The organism is Nocardia kruczakiae NBRC 101016 (assembly GCF_001612965.1).
In the GTDB taxonomy this organism is placed as follows: domain Bacteria; phylum Actinomycetota; class Actinomycetes; order Mycobacteriales; family Mycobacteriaceae; genus Nocardia; species Nocardia kruczakiae.
In genome coordinates this window covers 16,433-32,753 of sequence record NZ_BDBL01000067.1, presented here as the reverse complement: position 1 = coordinate 32,753, position 16,321 = coordinate 16,433, and the positions used below count along the sequence as shown (strand labels likewise).

Annotated in this window: 16 protein-coding genes; 7 read left to right on the top strand and 9 right to left on the bottom strand. The window is 68.4% G+C overall.

Annotation, left to right across the window (positions count from 1 at the left end; translation table 11 throughout):
• The coding region (locus tag NK1_RS35235; RefSeq protein ID WP_167354335.1) for a DUF4192 family protein at nt 1–638 on the bottom strand (638 nt) is incomplete at its 3' end.
• 708 nt (nt 639–1,346) lie between these two features.
• Entirely contained in the window at nt 1,347–2,060 is a 714-nt protein-coding gene (locus tag NK1_RS31680) for a DUF5642 family protein (RefSeq protein ID WP_063014700.1), read from the bottom strand.
• 322 nt (nt 2,061–2,382) lie between these two features.
• On the opposite strand from NK1_RS31680, the gene NK1_RS31675 reads away from it, so the two are divergent.
• The 4 genes from NK1_RS31675 to speD all read left to right on the top strand — a co-directional run bounded on the left by NK1_RS31675 (nt 2,383) and on the right by speD (nt 8,488).
• Nucleotides 2,383–3,315, top strand: a complete 933-nt coding sequence (locus NK1_RS31675) for a PAC2 family protein (protein ID WP_036503134.1) — start codon at nt 2,383–2,385, stop codon at nt 3,313–3,315.
• A 90-nt stretch (nt 3,316–3,405) separates the two neighbouring features.
• A complete protein-coding gene (locus tag NK1_RS31670; RefSeq protein ID WP_063014699.1) occupies nt 3,406–5,913 on the top strand; it encodes a DEAD/DEAH box helicase in 2,508 nt (835 codons plus the stop codon).
• 233 nt (nt 5,914–6,146) lie between these two features.
• A complete protein-coding gene (locus NK1_RS31665; protein WP_157104542.1) occupies nt 6,147–7,262 on the top strand; it encodes a type III PLP-dependent enzyme in 1,116 nt (371 codons plus the stop codon).
• A gap of 8 nt (nt 7,263–7,270) precedes the next feature.
• On the top strand, nt 7,271–8,488 hold the full coding sequence (gene speD, locus NK1_RS31660; RefSeq protein ID WP_063014695.1) for an adenosylmethionine decarboxylase: 1,218 nt from the start codon (nt 7,271–7,273) through the stop codon (nt 8,486–8,488).
• A gap of 157 nt (nt 8,489–8,645) precedes the next feature.
• Here speD and NK1_RS31655 read toward each other — a convergent pair whose 3' ends face one another.
• From NK1_RS31655 to NK1_RS31645, 3 genes are all read right to left on the bottom strand, one after another.
• Nucleotides 8,646–9,098, bottom strand: coding sequence for a gamma-glutamylcyclotransferase family protein (locus tag NK1_RS31655; RefSeq protein ID WP_063014693.1), 453 nt, complete (start codon nt 9,096–9,098; stop codon nt 8,646–8,648).
• A 248-nt stretch (nt 9,099–9,346) separates the two neighbouring features.
• Nucleotides 9,347–10,141, bottom strand: coding sequence for an MBL fold metallo-hydrolase (locus NK1_RS31650; protein WP_063014691.1), 795 nt, complete (start codon nt 10,139–10,141; stop codon nt 9,347–9,349).
• A gap of 60 nt (nt 10,142–10,201) precedes the next feature.
• Nucleotides 10,202–11,110, bottom strand: a complete 909-nt coding sequence (locus NK1_RS31645) for a hydrogen peroxide-inducible genes activator (protein WP_063014689.1) — start codon at nt 11,108–11,110, stop codon at nt 10,202–10,204.
• Nucleotides 11,111–11,257: 147 nt separating this feature from the next.
• On the opposite strand from NK1_RS31645, the gene NK1_RS31640 reads away from it, so the two are divergent.
• From NK1_RS31640 to NK1_RS31630, 3 genes are all read left to right on the top strand, one after another.
• Nucleotides 11,258–11,845 (top strand): peroxiredoxin, encoded by a 588-nt coding sequence (locus NK1_RS31640; RefSeq protein ID WP_030517257.1) that lies wholly within the window; start codon nt 11,258–11,260, stop codon nt 11,843–11,845.
• Between the two features lie 24 nt (nt 11,846–11,869).
• Complete coding sequence (gene ahpD, locus NK1_RS31635) at nt 11,870–12,409, top strand: alkylhydroperoxidase, AhpD family (RefSeq protein ID WP_036503144.1); 540 nt, start codon at nt 11,870–11,872, stop codon at nt 12,407–12,409.
• Between the two features lie 85 nt (nt 12,410–12,494).
• On the top strand, nt 12,495–13,190 hold the full coding sequence (locus NK1_RS31630) for a PhzF family phenazine biosynthesis protein (protein ID WP_063014687.1): 696 nt from the start codon (nt 12,495–12,497) through the stop codon (nt 13,188–13,190).
• Nucleotides 13,191–13,200: 10 nt separating this feature from the next.
• Here the strand turns inward: NK1_RS31630 and NK1_RS31625 are convergent, their stop codons facing one another.
• From NK1_RS31625 to NK1_RS34835, 4 genes are all read right to left on the bottom strand, one after another.
• Entirely contained in the window at nt 13,201–13,851 is a 651-nt protein-coding gene (locus NK1_RS31625) for a DUF5134 domain-containing protein (protein WP_063014685.1), read from the bottom strand.
• Between the two features lie 126 nt (nt 13,852–13,977).
• Nucleotides 13,978–15,201 (bottom strand): aminotransferase family protein, encoded by a 1,224-nt coding sequence (locus NK1_RS31620; RefSeq protein WP_063014683.1) that lies wholly within the window; start codon nt 15,199–15,201, stop codon nt 13,978–13,980.
• Nucleotides 15,202–15,327: 126 nt separating this feature from the next.
• Nucleotides 15,328–15,960 carry a Pr6Pr family membrane protein gene (locus NK1_RS31615; RefSeq protein ID WP_157104541.1) on the bottom strand — a complete coding sequence of 211 codons (633 nt, stop codon included), beginning with the start codon at nt 15,958–15,960 and terminating at the stop codon, nt 15,328–15,330.
• Nucleotides 15,961–16,079: 119 nt separating this feature from the next.
• Nucleotides 16,080–16,268 carry a hypothetical protein gene (locus NK1_RS34835; protein ID WP_157104540.1) on the bottom strand — a complete coding sequence of 63 codons (189 nt, stop codon included), beginning with the start codon at nt 16,266–16,268 and terminating at the stop codon, nt 16,080–16,082.
• Between the last annotated feature and the right edge of the window lie 53 nt (nt 16,269–16,321).

Sequence of the window (16,321 nt, the reverse complement as noted above, 5' to 3'; positions counted from 1 at the left end):
GCCCGCCCCGCCCGCGGCGCCGTCGCCCGATCGTCGACGATCAGCGCCACCACACCGACGGCTTGCTCCTGCCCGCAGATGGCGGCCAGTTGCGCGGCCAGCCGCACCCACGCGCCGCATCCCGCCACATCGAGGTCGTGCCGGGCCACCGCGCCGAGATAGACCGCGCCCGGATACTTCTGCGACCGCAGCAGCAGGCACACCACCAGCGAACGCTGCGGGCGAAATCCCAACAGCGCGGGCACGGCCGCGATGAATTCCGCCGGTTCGCTCATCGTCAACGCGGTCACCGCCCACAGCTGTTCGACGCCGCCCGGCCGGGTGCGGTGCCCCTCCACGCCGCCTCGGTCACGAGACACGTCACCGTCGCCCAGGCCGGACGGACCCGATTCGGCCTCGCCCGCGAGGTCATGCCCCGCGCCGGGCGGTGCCGAGTCCGATGCCTCACCGGCGAGTGTCGCGTCGGCCGCGCTCGCCGCGAGTTCCGGCGGCGTATCCCGCTGTGGCGGTGCCGGTTTCGCCGTATTGCCGCCGGCATCCACCATGTCGTCGCGCGGAGGATCGTATTCCTCGGCACCGCTGTCGTTTCCGCGGCAATCGGCGCGCGGTGGCCCCATCCGTCCGACCTGTCTGCGCACGCAGCGCTCCGGCGTCATCGAGTCGCCACCGCAGGCACTGGGTTCGGCACCGGCGCATTCGTTCACGGTGACGCACGCGACTCCGGCACACCGGTCCTGCGGCACCTCCGCGCGACCATTCCCCCGAATATCGCCGCATCGCAGGGGGACTCGGCCCACCCCGGCCGCCGCGCCTGCCGTTCCGGCCGCCGCGCGGGCGACTCCCCCGCGCGACCGGCACACCCGGTTCGTGCATCCGCCGACGCCTCGCGAAGGAGGTGACGGAGCGGCGGCGGCCTCGTGATCGGTAGCGGCTTCGGCCTCCGCAGCTTTCCGCGAATGAGCCGCGGTATCGGATCCGCTGTCCCGGCCCGGCCCGCCCTCTCGCACCGTCGATTCGGGCCGGGTGCCGGGGTCCGGCGCGGTTCGGGGTATGTCCGTCTTCGCCGGGGTCGCGCTCGTTGTCTGCGGAACCGCGTTCGACGGCGATCGGCCCTGCGCCGCATCGGGGCTATCGATGCTGGGCCGGCTGGGGTCGGTGTGTGTGGTCATGGCGTCCACACTGCCCGTGCGCCACCGCCGAGCCGGCGGGCTGAGCTGGGCTTTTATTTCGTCTGGGGAGTCCGTCGAAAACTGGGGATCGCGGTACCGACACGCGGTGCGACCGAGCAAGGATGTCGGTGCCTGCTGTTACGGTTGCGCCGGGGAAAGCGCATTCACCCACGGGCCTCAGCGGGTCCGGACCTTGGCGACCGCCGCCGTGAAGACCTGGTCCAGGCCGGTCGTATCCGGCGCTGCGGCACCGAAAGTCATTGCCGTTGTTTCGATTCGGATGTCGCCGATCTGGGCGAGCAGCGTCCGCAGCGCGGGATCGGCGGAGCTGCCGGGCGGTGCGCCGGTCACGGTACGACCGAAGGCCACGGTGTCGTCGGCGTCGACCGGCGGGGGCGGCAGCAGCCGGGTGGTGATCGTGCGATCGATCGCGCCGTGCCGAGCGTGCACCGTGGTGCAGCGCGAAAGCTGGTCTCCCAGCAAGGACAACGGCTCGTCGGTACGGCTCAGCACGACGGTGATCGTGGCTCGGGTCCGGTCGTCGGTCCCGACCGTCGCCGCGGTTCCGGCCGGATCGGGTGGGGTGGGTGCGCAGTCGGGCGGATCGATCTGTGCCCCCGGCGGAATCGCGGTGAGATCCGCGGCCGCGGCCGCGGCGCGATCACCGGAGGCCACGACGGTCGTATATCCCGCCGGGAATCGGTCCTGGCCGGGCAGCATCGCCGCCAGATCGCCGTCGATATGCCGGGTGACCACACTCTGCCGCATCGCGGTCGGATGCCCGGACACCGTGGAACCGCACGCGGCGAGCAGACAACTCAAGGCCGCGTACCCGACGGTGTGGCCGAACCCGCGGCGCTTCCGCGAGGCCGGCGGATTCGGGACGCTCACTCCCCCACTATGGCCGATGCCGCCGCACCCGCGGATCTGCCACGCCGACCCGGCGGGAATACCCGCCGCGGATCCGGAGTTGTGTTCTCCGGTAGGGCATGAGCGTGGCCTACCTCCGCCGGGTACGCTCCGCGACCGCTACTCTGCGGGGGTTACATCCCCCGGTGGACCGGCGGTTTCCGTCGGATGTCACCGCCCGCACGCCGACCGGTACGCGACACCCCCGCGCGTACCCTGGACGGTGGCGAGGTGGCGAGATCCGGCACCGGACCACCACTGAAAACGACTGAGGCGGACAGGGCTTGACCAGGGAGTTTGGCAAATGAGCAGTATGTACGAGCTGGAGTTCCCCGCTCCGCAGCTGTCCTCGGCCGACGGCGAGGGTCCGGTGCTGGTGCACGGCCTGGAAGGTTTCACCGACGCGGGCCATGCGGTACGGCTGGCGACGACCCATCTGCGCGAAAGTCTCGAATCCGAGCTCGTCGCCTCGTTCGACGTCGACGAATTGCTCGACTATCGCTCGCGGCGGCCGCTGATGACCTTCAAAACCGACCACTTCTCGGACTACGCCGATCCGGAACTGAACCTGTGGGCGCTGCGCGACACCGCCGGCACCCCGTTCCTGCTGCTGTCCGGCATCGAACCGGACCTGCGCTGGGAGAAGTTCGTGACGGCCGTGCGCCTGCTGGCCGAGCAACTCGGTGTGCGCCGCAGCATCGGCCTGAGCGCCATCCCGATGGCGATTCCGCACACCCGGCCGCTGGGTATCACCGCCCACGCCAGCGACCGCGATCTGATCGGTGAACATCAGCGCTGGCCCGGCGAGTTGCAGGTTCCGGGCAGCGCGTCGTCGCTGCTCGAGTACCGCATGGGACAGCACGGCCACGAATCCATCGGTTTCTCGGTGCACGTCCCGCACTATCTGGCGCAGACCGCGTATCCGGAGGCCGCGCAGACGCTGCTGGAGAACGTCGCCGACAACGCGGGCCTGGAACTTCCGCTGGCGGCGCTCGGTGAGGCCGCGGCCCGTGTACGCGAACAGGTCAACGAGCACATCGCCGGAAATGCCGAGGTGGAGACGGTCGTCCAGGCGCTCGAGCGTCAGTACGACAGCTTCGTCACCGCGCAGGAGCGCCGCTCCAGCCTGCTCGCCGGAGAGGCCGACCTGCCGACCGGTGAGGAATTGGGCGCGGAGTTCGAGCGCTTCCTCGCCGAGCAGACCGAATTCGGCGACGGCGACGAGCCCCGGGACTGACCCGCACCCCATCGCCCGGCGCGCACGGTTCACCGCCGTGCCGCCGGGCGATGCGGTACCCGCGACGGTTCGTCGGTAACGTGGACGCACGTGCAGCTGTCCGAACTGGTTCCCGACCGTGCCGTGCCCGACGTGGATGCCGACTGGCTGTACGAAACCTTCGCCGAATGGACCTCCGCCCAGGGGCTGACGCTGTATCCGGCGCAGGAAGAGGCGCTGATCGAGCTGATGACCGGCGCGAACGTCATCCTCGCCACACCCACCGGCTCGGGAAAATCGATGGTCGCCGTCGGCGCGCACTTCGCCGCGCTGAACCGGGGTGAGCGCAGCTACTACACCGCGCCGATCAAAGCACTGGTCAGCGAGAAGTTCTTCGCGCTGTGCGAGGTGTTCGGCGCCGACAAGGTCGGCATGGTCACCGGCGACGCCGCGGTGAATCCGACGGCCCCCATCATCTGCGCCACCGCCGAGATCCTCGCGAATCTCGCGCTGCGGGAGGGCGCGGACGCCGATATCGGCCAGGTGGTGATGGACGAATTCCATTTCTACGCCGATCCCGATCGCGGCTGGGCCTGGCAGGTGCCGCTGCTGGAACTTCCGCGCGCCCAATTCCTGCTGATGTCGGCCACTTTGGGTGAGGTCGACCATTTCGCGCGGGATCTGGAACGGCGCACCGGACGCGCCACCGCCATCGTCACCGGATCCGAGCGACCGGTGCCGCTGCTGTTCTCGTATGTCCGCACCCCCATCACGGAAACCCTGGAAGACCTGGTGACCACCAGCCAGGCCCCGGTCTACGTCGTGCACTTCACCCAGGCCGCCGCGTTGGAGCGCGCCCAGGCGCTGACGAGTGTGAACTTCGCGTCCAAGGCGGAGAAGGACGCGATCGCCCAGGCGCTGGGCGGTTTCCGGTTCGCGACCGGATTCGGCAAGACACTGTCGCGGCTGATCCGCCACGGGATCGGCGTCCATCACGCCGGGATGTTGCCGAAGTACCGGCGTCTGGTGGAGCGGCTGGCCCAGGACGGGCTGCTGAAGGTCGTCTGCGGCACCGACACCCTCGGCGTCGGCATCAACGTGCCGATCCGCACGGTGCTGCTCACCGGATTGACGAAATTCGACGGGGTGCGCACGCGGCGGTTGAAGGCGCGCGAATTCCATCAGATCGCGGGCCGGGCCGGGCGCGCCGGATACGACACCGTCGGCACGGTGGTGGTCCAGGCTCCCGAGCACGAGGTGGAGAACGCCAGACTGGTCGCCAAGGCCGGCGACGATCCGAAGAAACTGCGCAAAATCCAGCGGCGTAAACCGCCGGAGGGTTTCGTGTCCTGGTCCGAGGACACCTTCGACCGGCTCGTCACCGCGCAGCCGGAACCGATGGTGTCGCGATTCCGGGTCACCAATTCGATGCTGCTCAATGTGATCGCCCGCCCCGGCAACTGCTTCGACGCGATGCGTCACCTGCTCGAGGACAATCACGAACCACGGCCTGCGCAGCGCAAACACATCTTGAAGGCGATCCGCCTCTACCGTGCGCTGCGCGATGCGGGTGTGGTCCAGCAACTCGACGAACCGGATGCTACCGGCCGCCGGGCGCGGCTCACCGTCGACCTGCAACGCGACTTCGCGCTCGACCAGCCGCTGTCGCCGTTCGCGCTGGCAGCTCTGGAGCTGCTTGACAAGTCGGCTCCCAGCTACACACTGGATGTGGTGTCGATCATCGAATCCACACTGGAGGATCCGCGCCAGTTGCTGCTCGCCCAGCAGCACCGGGCGCGGGGTGCGGCGATCGCCGAGATGAAGGCCGACGGCATCGAATACGACGAGCGTATGGAGCTGATCGAGGAGATCACCTGGCCGAAGCCGCTGGCCGAGCTGATCGAACCGGCCTTCGAAACCTATCGCGCCGGCCATCCGTGGGTCTCGGAATTCAGTCCCTCCCCCAAGGCCGTGGTGCGCGAAATGATCGAGCGCTCACTGACTTTCGCCGAACTGATCTCCCAGTACGAGCTGGCACGCTCGGAGGGCCTGGTGCTGCGCTACCTCGCCGACGCCTACCGCGCACTGCGCCGGACCGTACCCGAGTCGGCGCGCACCGAGGAACTCGAGGACATCACCGAATGGCTGGGCGAGCTTGTCCGCCAAGTCGATTCGAGCCTGCTCGACGAATGGGAACAACTCACCAATCCGGGCGCCGAGACCGACGACGACCAACTCGCCTTCGGCGCCGACACCGTGCGGCCGATCACCGCGAACGAACGCGCGTTCCGGGTCATGGTGCGCAACAGTATGTTTCGCCGGGTCGAGCTGGCTGCCCGGCAGCGCTGGGACGAACTCGACGAATTCGACGACGGTCCGGACTGGGCCGACGATCTGGCCGCGTACTTCGAGGAATACGGTGCGATCGGCACCGGTCCGGACGCCCGCGGCCCGGCACTGTTCGCGGTCGAGACCCGACCGGGCTTCTGGCGGGTGCGCCAGATACTCGACGATCCGGCCGGTGATCACGGCTGGGCGCTCGAGGCCGTCGTGGATCTGGCCGAATCCGATGCCGCCGGCGAGGTGGTCTTCGACGAGATGACGGTGCGTGCCGGATGAGCACGATCGTCCTCGACCACCGCCGCGATCCCGCCACGACGCTCGTACGCCGCCGAAAACCCGGTGCCGACGCGCTGCTCTGATCCGGCCACTGTCCCCGGTGCGGGCCGCGATCACCCGAGCGTGATCAAGCCGACCCTCGTTCCGGTTCGTTTCCCGTGCCCTCGCGCTGATACTCTCTCGCTCGCTGCCTGCAGCGGGAGGCTGCCCAGAAGAAAGAGAGTTCCCTTAGATTGACCGGTACAAACGCGCCCGAGTCGCCCTGTCTCGTCATCGACCTCGATCGGGTGCGCGGCAACTTCCACGCTTTCCGTGCGGCCTTCCCGTCGGCACGAATTCGCTTCGCTGTCAAAGCATCTCCGATGCCGGAGATCATCCGCCTGCTCGATTCCGAGGGCGCCGAATTCGACGTCGCCAGTCTCGGCGAGATCGAGATGTGTGTGGCGCTGGGCGTCGACCCGGCAGCGCTGTGCTACGGCAACCCGATCAAGAAGGCCGCCCACATCGCCGCCGCCTATGCCGCGGGTGTCCGCCGGTTCGCCTTCGACACCGAGGACGACCTGGAGCGGATCGCCGAACTCGCGCCGGGCTCGGAGGTGGAATGCCGGTTCCTGGCCTCGGCGCCGCAGTCGCAGACCCCGTTCGGCACCAAATTCGGCTGCGCGCCCGGTGAGGCGGTGCGACTGCTGGTGCGCGCCCGCGACCTTGGCCTGCAGGTGGCCGGCCCCTATTTCCACGTGGGCTCCCAGCAGCTGGATCCGGTGGCGTGGCAGATCGGCATCGAGCAGGCCGCGGCCATCACGGAAGCGCTGGCGGTCAAGGACATCCCGGTGGCGTCGGTGAATATCGGTGGGGGCCTGCCGATTTCGTACGCCGAGCCGGCGCCGGAGTTGTCCGAACTGAGTGTCGTGATCGCCGAGTCGGCGACCCGGCACCTTCCCGAGCACACCGACCTGGTGGTGGAACCCGGCCGCGCCCTGGTGGGCAACGCCGGCGTGATCCACGCCGAGGTCGTGAACGTGCGCACCGCGCCGGACGGGCGGCGCTGGGTGTATCTCGACATCGGCCGCTACAACGGTATGGCCGAGACCGAGAACGAGTACATCGCCTACCGGATCGAAACCGACCGCGACGGTGATCCCGCCGACGAGGCGGTGATCGCGGGCCCGACCTGCGACGGAGACGATGTACTGTATCAACGCACGCGAGTCCTTCTGCCGACCACGCTGCGAGCCGGTGATCCCGTTCGGATCCTCGATACCGGCGCTTATACGGCGAGCTATTCGTCGGTGTCCTTCAACGGTTTTCCGCCTTTGACTGTGCATGTCATCGGCGCTGAGCGAGAGTGAGTTTGCCCATGACGGCAGAATTCACCGGTTGGCACGTGCTGGCCGAGTTCGGTGGTGTCGACGTAGCCCTCTGCGACGATCTCGAACGACTCGAAACAGCGCTTCGACAATCGTTGCTCGCCGCGGGAGTGACGATCTGCGAGGTGGTGCACAAGAAGTTCGAGCCCCACGGTGTGACGGTGCTGGCGCTGCTGTCGGAATCGCACGCGTCGATCCACACCTATCCGGAGTCCGGCGACATCTTCGTCGACGTGTTCACCTGCGGCAGCATCGGCGCCGGCGCCACCAAGGCGGTCGAGTTGCTGCAGGATGCGCTGCAGCCGGAATCGGTGCACATGGAGGTCGTGCAGCGCGGGCATCACGCACGCCGGGTGCACGAGCCGGTCGGCGAGGGACTGACGCGCGTCTGGGATCTGTCGGAGGTGATCGTCGATGCGCGAACTCCGTTCCAGCACATGGTGATCGCGCGCACCGCGCAGGGTGTGTCACTGTTCTCCGACGACGACCGGCAGTCCACCGAGTTCTCCCAGCTGACCTATCACGAGGCGATGCTGGTCCCGGCCTACGCTCTGGCGGCCAAGCTCGACAACGTCCTCATCATCGGTTCCGGCGAGGGTGTGGCCAGCCAGATGTCGGTGGCCGCGGGTGCGACCCGGGTCGACCATGTCGATATCGACCGGATGGAGGTCGAACTGTGCGCCCGGCATCTGCCCTACGGATACACTCCGGCCGATCTGGAGGCCGCGGTCGGCGGTGAGGGCGCGATCCGGATGCACTACGCCGACGGCTGGGATTTCCTGGCCGAGGCCGAAGCCGCCGGTGTGCGCTACGACGTGATCGTCATCGATCTGCCCGACGAGCGGGTCGAGGACGCCCAGCACAACCGCCTCTACGAGGAGGAGTTCCTCACCCGCTGTAGGGCGTTGCTGGCCGAGGGCGGCGTGCTGGCCGCTCAGGCCGGGTGCCCGACGATGTGGCGCAACGAGACGCTGAAGCGTTCGTGGCAGCGGTTCACCGATCTGTTCGGCACCGTGGTGCCCTACGGCAGCGACGAGCACGAGTGGACGTTCCTGTTCGGTGTCGCCGAGCGCATCGACGACCCGGTCGCGGTGATGTGCGAGAAGCTGCCGAAGCTGCCCTACCGCGCGGAGACGGTCGACGAACGCGCGCTGGTGCGCGGCGCCATCGAACCGTTCGCACTGCGGGAGATCGCCGCTCGCGCCTGATACTGCCGGCATTCGCGGGGCGGGATCGCCTTGCGCGGCAAGCGAATACGAGAAGGACCGCCCGGGACAATCGTCCCGGGCGGTCCGCGTCTCGGTAGCCGCGCCGGCCGTGCACGCCCACCCGCAGCTCTCGCGGGCGGTGGCCGTCCACCGACGCTCAGGCGCGCTCCTGTCGCCACTGGGCCGTGCGCTCGACATAGCGGTCGAGGTGATGGGAGACGAACACTTCGGGCAGCCAGTCGTTGCCCGTGACCGCCGACGACCAGACGAAGGTCCGCACGGGCTCCTCGCATCCGATCAGCTCGATCGGGCGCAGATCGTATTCCGGATCCTCGAAGGCCTCGATGATCCGCCAGTCGGCCGCGGTCAGCCCGCGCAGGACCAGCCCGCCCGCCATCCGCCCGGGCTCGGCCACCAGTCCCGGATACAGTCGCTGTGGCAGGGCCGCGACCCGCCAGCCCCGCGCGACCGCGACATCCATGTCGGGAGTGCGGCCCAGCAGCACCTCGAGCACGGGGCCGAATTGCAGGGTGCCGTAGGCGAACAGGTCCGGACCGGGATCGTCGGGTCGCGCGCGGCGTTGCGGCGCGGGCTTCTTCGCCGCGGTCATCGGATCACCCGCCCGGCAGCTCCGGCGCCGTCCTCCGGGCGCCTATCCGTCGTTACGTCGAACCATCCGTTCCTGCTCGCACACCCGTTTCGCATCCCTCCACTGTGCCGAATGCGCGTGCGGCGACTCACACCGGGTAAACATGACCTACATCACAGCGTGAATCCCCGCTGGTCACGGGTTGCCGAGAAGTCGCCGAACGAGAAATCCTTGCTTCCGCCAGAGGTGCGGCGATGGCTCGCGCAGGCTTATCCGACGGGCCGCACCGAATTTCCGGTGACCCGTGCGAACAGGTCCGCGTCGTGGGAGTTGACGATGGTGATCGCAGTGCCGTGCGCACGGCCCAGTTCCACCAGTCGCCGGCGGTTCTCCAGGTACGCGCCGCGCACGATCGAGCCGAGTTCGAACGACCACCAGAACAGCGGCGTCTTGGGCCCGGCCGGGTCGATCTCGCTCGCGACGTAGAACGCGTCACCGGCGTGCAGCAGCCAGCCCGACCCCGTGTCGACGGCGACCCCGACGTGCCCGCGCGTGTGACCGGGCAACGGGACGACCAGGATTTCCGGCGGCAGTCCCGGCAGGTCGCGGACCGCGCGGAAACCGAACCACTCGTCGGTGCCGTCGAGTTCGTTGACCATCCAGCGCGGGCCGTGCGACCACTGGGCCGCGCGGTAGCGCAGCCGCTCCGACAGCGTCCGGCCGGCGGTCGCCGCGCGAAATTCGGGCCCGTGCACGTGAATCGTGGCCTCCGGGAAATCCGCCAGTCCGGCGGCGTGGTCGAGATCGAGATGGGTGAGGATGATGTGGCGCACATCGGCGGGGTCGTAGCCCAGCGCCTGGATCTGCCGGATGGCGGTGTGATGCTCGGCGGGCCGGATGCCCAGCAGAAAGCGGCCGGGGCCGACGAAGCGGCCGGGATCGCGCACGCTGTCGAGCCCGAATCCGGTATCCACCAGCACCAACCCGGTCCTGGTCTCGATGAGCAGGCAGTGGTCCACCATGCCCATGGCCATGGTGCCGCAGTTGAGGTGATGAATCCGCACGCGACGAGCGTTCCAGACGCTCACCGGCCGGTCAATCGGGATGGGAGACCATGGACTTTCTCATATCGGGCGTTGTGCCCGAATGATTTCCGCCAGCTGTTCGTAGTCCTCCACGCGCGCCGTCGATCCCCGGAACACCAGGCCGAGGGTGCGCCCCGGCGCCGGCGCCGCGAAACGGGCGATATCCAATGTGCCACGGGAGGTTTCGGCCGCCACGGCCATCTCGGGAATCAGCGTCACCCCGAGCCCTCCACCCACACACTGCACCACCGTCGTCAGCGAGGCCGCGCGGGTATCGCCGACCGGTCCCGGACGCACGTCCTGGGACCGGCACAGATCCAGCGTCTGATCCCGCAGGCAGTGCCCCTCGTCGAGCAACAGCAGCGGCAGCTCGTCCAACGCCGCGGGTGCGATGTCGCTCCGCCCGGCCAATGCGTGCCCGAGGGGCGTGACCAGCACGAATTCCTCGGTGTAGAGCGGGATTTCGACCATGCCGGTGGCCTCGGACGGCAATGCCATCATCGCGACGTCGAGGACGCCGCTGCGCAGCCCGTCGAGCAGCCGCGCGGTCTGATCCTCGATGACGTGCGGCACCAGAGCGGGCAGCCGCCGGCGCAGCTCCGGCAGCAATGTCGGCAGCACATAGGGCGCGACGGTGGGGATGATGCCCATGCGCAGGGTGCCGCCGAGGCCGTCGCCGGCCGCGGTGGCGACGAAACGGTCGGCGGCCTCGAGGGTCGCCATCGCCTGCGGTAGCAGCCTTTTCCCCGCAGCGGTCACCAGCACCCGGCGGGTGCTGCGCTCGATCAGCTGCAGGCCCAGTCCGTTTTCCAGTGATGCCAGCGCCTGCGATAACGTGGGTTGGCTCACATTCAGGTGAGCCGCGGCGGTCCCGAAGTGGCGATATTCCGCAATCGCCACGAACGCACGCAGCTGTGACAGGGTGGGCTGATAAGTCTGATCAGTCACGCCTATCAGTATAGTGCAACTGATCACCTTTACCTTTTACTGGGTTTTGGGCATGATCGACAACGAAATGCTTCGACGGTGTCCCGCACAAGGGCGACCCGTCACCCGCGTCCCACGACGAGTCCCTCTACGACAAAAGGAGACAACATGGCTCTGCTGACCATCGGCGACCAGTTCCCCGCCTACAACCTGACGGCGGTCATCGGCGGTGACCTGTCGAAGGTGAACGCGCAGCAGCCCGACGACTACTTCACCCAGGTCTCGAGTGACGACTACGCCGGTAAGTGGCGCATCGTCTTCTTCTGGCCGAAGGACTTCACCTTCGTGTGCCCGACCGAGATCGCCGCCTTCGGCAAGCTGAACGAGGAGTTCGCCGACCGCGACGCCCAGGTCCTGGGTGTGTCGGTCGACAACGAGTTCGTGCACTTCCAGTGGCGCGCCCAGCACGAGGATCTCAAGACCCTCCCCTTCCCGATGCTGAGCGACCTCAAGCGTGAGCTCGTCACCGCGACCGGCGTGCTGAACGCCGACGGTGTCGCCGATCGCGCGACCTTCATCGTCGACCCGAACAACGAGGTCCAGTTCGTCTCCGTGACCGCCGGTTCGGTCGGCCGCAACGTCGACGAGGTGCTGCGCGTGCTCGACGCCCTGCAGTCCGACGAGCTGTGCGCCTGCAACTGGAAGAAGGGCGACCCGACCATCGACGCCGGTGAACTGCTGTCCGCGAGCGTCTGATCACCGAAAAGGAAGTGCCTGCCCGTGTCTGTTGAAAACCTGAAGAATTCGCTTCCCGAATACGCCAAGGACCTCAAGCTCAACCTGTCGTCCATCGCGCGGTCGACCGTGCTGAACGAACAGCAGCTGTGGGGCACCCTGCTCGCCGCGGCGGCCGCCACCCGGTCGGCCACCACCCTGCGCGAGATCGGCGAGGAGGCCGCCGACACCCTGTCCGCGGAGGCCTACAACGCGGCACTGGGCGCGGCCTCGATCATGGGTATGAACAACGTGTTCTACCGGGGCCGGGCGTTCCTCGAGGGTCGCTACGACGACCTGCGGGCCGGACTGCGCATGCAGATCATCGGCAATCCGGGCGTCGACAAGGCCGATTTCGAGCTGTGGTCGTTCGCGGTGTCGTCGATCAACGGCTGCCAGCACTGCCTGGAGGCCCACGAGCACACCCTGCGCGAGGCCGGCGTATCACGTGAGGTGATCTTCGAGGCGCTGCGTGTCGCCGCGATCGTCGCCGGCGTCGGCCAGGCCGTGCAGGCCAGCGAGACACTGGCCGCCGCCGCGGTCTGACACTCGAAACGCGTCTCTCACGAGGCCCCGTCCCGTCCATCGGGACGGGGCCTCGTACGTGTTGCTACGGGTACGCTGGGACAGCATGAGCCAATGGGAAAGCGACGGCACGCAGGTCGAGGTGGTTCGGGTCTTCACCGACGTCACCGGCCGGCTCGGTAACCCACTGGGCATCGTGCGCGCGGACGCGGTGACCGAGGTCGATCACCAATTACTGGCGGCCCGGATCGGTCACAGCGAGACGGTGGTCCTCGACGATCCGGTATCCGGCCGCACGCGGATGCGCATCTACACCCCCGCGCGGGAGCTGCCGTTCGCAGGGCATCCGACGGTCGGAGCGGCGTGGTGGCTGGCCGATCAGGGGCATCCGGTGAAGATCATCGATGTCCCCGCCGGTCCTGTCGAAATCCAGATGCTCGACGACGGACTGGTCTGGATCCGCGCCCGCGCCGAGTGGGCGCCCGAATTCACGTTCGACGAATTCTCCGATGCCGCCTTCCTCGACACGGTCGACCCCCGCCACTTCACCGACGGCCAGCACTACGTATGGGCCTGGACGAACGAGGCGCGCGGTGCCGTGCATGCGCGAATGTTCGCTCCCGCCTTGGGAATCGCCGAGGACGAGGCGACGGGCGCGGCCGCGATCGCACTCACCGCGAAGTTGCGCCGCAGTCTGATCATCACCCAGGGCGCGGGCTCGCAACTGTTCACCGAATGGGATTCCGACGGCTGGGTGCGCCTGGGCGGGCGCGTCGTGGCCGACCACCCCGTGCTCCTCTGAGGAGACGGGCTCAGGCGACGGCGGCGATCAACATGTACGCGGTCCCGAGGTCCATCACCACGTGCGGAACGACGCCGATCGCGCCCGGCGTGCCGGCCGGATGCGAAATACTGTGCCGCAGCACGGTTCTCGTTCGCGGGAACAGTAGCAGGAGACCGTCGAGCGTGAACAGGGCGGCCGCGACCGCCACGGGCACGACCGGCGGGCCACCCGCACCACGCATCTGCGCATGCCCCATACCGTGGTGGTGCCCGGCCATCACCCACAGCATCGCCGCCGCCGCGACCAGGTGGTAGACCACCGCCGGGAGGCGGAATTCGGCGCCGCCGTCCCCGGATGTCGCCCGCCAGTGCGCGATGCGCACGATCGACAGCCCCGCGTACACGACGATCATGGCGATGAGCACCCCGCGAATCGCATCGGGCGCGGCCGCCGCGGGGAACAGCAACATCGCGAGCATGACCAGGCACATCAGGAGATGAGCCGCATCGGATTCGTGCTCGTCGGCGCCGATCGGCCACGTCCCCGGCCGTGATCCACCCGAATCTCCCGGCGCCACCGGCACCGCCACGTGCCGTACGAGCACGATGCCCGCCGCGGCGACGAACGCCACGATCACGCCCCAGCGCAACACCTCGTGCTCGGTCACGAAAGAGCCCACACCCCACCACCTTCCGACGCGCGGCGTGTCCGCCTTCGCACACCATGCTCGCACGGCGAGGCATCGTGCACCGCTCGTCGGGCGGCTGGGGGCACCGAAGAGGCAGCTGACGGGCAGAGCGCGAACTCAGCCCAGCGCGCGGCCTATCGCCGCCGCCAGCTCGGCGATCTGCTCGTCGGTGATGACGAATGCCGGCGAGATCTGCAGCGCGCCCTGCCCGGCCGAGCGGGTGGAAACCCCTTCGGCGCGTAACGCTTTCACCATGGCCGGACCCTCGGACGGATCGGCGAGCTGGACCCCGGCCACCGCGCCCAGCCCACTGCGTACCTGCGCCACGCGGGGATGTCCGGTCAGCGACGCGAGGTGTTCGTGCAGCAGCGATTCGATGTTCTTGCTGGCGTCGAGCAGATGTTCGCGTTCGATGATGTCGAGGTTGGCCATCGCGGCGGCGGCCGATCCGGCGTGGCCGCCATAGGTGTAGCCGTGCCGGAACCACACGCCGCCACCGAAGAACGGTTCGGCCACCCGCGGCGCCACGAAGACCGCGCCCATCGGCAGATAGCCGGAGGTCAGGCCCTTCGCGGTAGTCATCAGATCCGGTTCGAGCCCGAATCGGGTGGAGGCGAACCAGGATCCGCCGATCCGCCCGAAGCCGGTGACGACCTCGTCGGCGACGAACAGGATGTCGTTGTCGCGGCAGAGGCGGCGGACCTCGGTGAGATAACCCTCCGGCGGCAGATACACCCCGCCCGCCCCGATGATCGGCTCGCAGAAGAACGCCGCGATACGGTCGGCGCCCACCTCGTCGATCAGTGCCCGCAGCGCTTGCGCCTGGTCGAATTCCACCGTGCGGGTATCGGCCATCAGCTCGCCGTAGCCCTCGTGATTGACCTCGATGCCGGCCAGCGCCGTTCCGGCAACGTGCATTCCGTGATAGGCCAGCCGGCGGCCGACCAGCAGCGTCTTGTCCGGACGGCCCTGTTCACGCCAGAACCGGCGGGCGAGTTTCGCGGCGGTGTCGACCGAATCCGACCCACCGGAGGTGAACATGATCTTGCTGCCCGGCACCGGCGCCAGCTCCGACAACCGCTCGGCCAGCCGTTGGGTCACCGGCGAGGTCAGGTCGCCGAAGTTCGAATAGTGTGCCAGCGTCGACAATTGCGCCGCGACCGCATCGGCGATCTCGCGGCGGCCGTGACCGACGTTGGTGAACCACAGCCCCGCCGTCGCATCGAGGTAGCGTCGCCCGGCCTCGTCCCAGATGTAGGCGCCCTCACCGCGGGCGACCACGAAGGCGCCGTCGCGCTCCACCGCGCCCATATCCGCGAACCCGTGCCACAGCGAACCCATGCTCGGCTCCTCTTCCCGTCATCCGGTGGCGATGGGCCTGCCCGATCGCCTGCGCCGCCAGACTACCCGCGCCGCGCCCGAGCAGGCCCGGTCGTCGCGCACGCGCAATCCACCGGCAACCGCGGGTCAGACCGGGACGGGAGCATCGCGACGGTGGTGCAGCGACCCCAGCCACGCCACCGCGATCGCCAGCAGCGTGATCACCGCGGCCAGCATCACCACCCCGATCAGCAGCGACGGATAGCCCTGCACGCGCGGATCCAGGAACGGGTACGGATACCAGTCCACGATCTCGCCGCGAATCAGGCTGTAGCCGCAGTAGAGGATCGGATAGATCAGCCACCCGCCGATGAGCGCCGCCGAGACCCGCAGCCGCGCCGACACCAGAATCCAGTCGGCGACGACCACGATCGGCAGCACCCGATGGAGAATGTCGTTGATCCACTTGTCGGTGAGCATCACATCGATGTTCGCCAGCAGCACCGCGTAGATCACCGCCGTGATCAGCAGGTACAGCGTGGCCGCGCCGCGCACCACCTGCCAGCGCCGCGCGGCCGGGTCCAGCAGGCCGCCGCCCAGCAGAACGAGCACGCCGGCGAGATTGGATTCGATGGTGAAGTAGCTGAGGTAGTTACCGAGGGAGAAGCCCGGCGAGCCGTGGGCGCGCAGCGGAATCCACAGCAGCGCAACAATTCCCAGTGCACCGACGACGATCCGCAGGATCCGGATCCAGATCGGCGTCCCCGCGCGGGCCATCATCGTTCGATCCTCGCATACCGGTCGGACCGGGAGGTGATTTCACCACCGGCACCAGGGCTGCGGGCAGACGACGGCCTGGGCCACCGGCGTCATCCGGTGGCACGGAAAGTTCTCCGGGCCTAGGCCGATGCGATCGGCGAGGTGCGCTGCCTCGTCGCGGGCTCCGCCGCCACCGGCCGGCGCAGTGTGTTCGACGCGGTCGTCGCTACCGCGTGCACACCCTCGCGCACCAGTGCGGCAATGCCCAGCAGCACCGACACCACGCGGAGTCCACGGACCCACATCGGCGTTCCGGAACCAGCAGTCATGGCCCGATGGTGGCACAGCCGGCCCCGGCCGGGAACCAAGATCATCCAATAGC

What these genes read in the sequence shown, in the direction of transcription:
- NK1_RS31675 (WP_036503134.1), top strand. Translation starts at nt 2,383, where the DNA reads ATGAGCAGTATGTACGAGCTGGAGTTCCCCGCTCCGCAGCTGTCCTCG.
- speD (WP_063014695.1), top strand. Translation starts at nt 7,271, where the DNA reads ATGACGGCAGAATTCACCGGTTGGCACGTGCTGGCCGAGTTCGGTGGT.
- NK1_RS31655 (WP_063014693.1), bottom strand. Translation starts at nt 9,098, where the DNA reads ATGACCGCGGCGAAGAAGCCCGCGCCGCAACGCCGCGCGCGACCCGAC.
- NK1_RS31640 (WP_030517257.1), top strand. Translation starts at nt 11,258, where the DNA reads ATGGCTCTGCTGACCATCGGCGACCAGTTCCCCGCCTACAACCTGACG.
- NK1_RS31630 (WP_063014687.1), top strand. Translation starts at nt 12,495, where the DNA reads ATGAGCCAATGGGAAAGCGACGGCACGCAGGTCGAGGTGGTTCGGGTC.
- NK1_RS31620 (WP_063014683.1), bottom strand. Translation starts at nt 15,201, where the DNA reads ATGGGTTCGCTGTGGCACGGGTTCGCGGATATGGGCGCGGTGGAGCGC.
- NK1_RS31615 (WP_157104541.1), bottom strand. Translation starts at nt 15,960, where the DNA reads ATGATGGCCCGCGCGGGGACGCCGATCTGGATCCGGATCCTGCGGATC.
- NK1_RS34835 (WP_157104540.1), bottom strand. Translation starts at nt 16,268, where the DNA reads ATGACTGCTGGTTCCGGAACGCCGATGTGGGTCCGTGGACTCCGCGTG.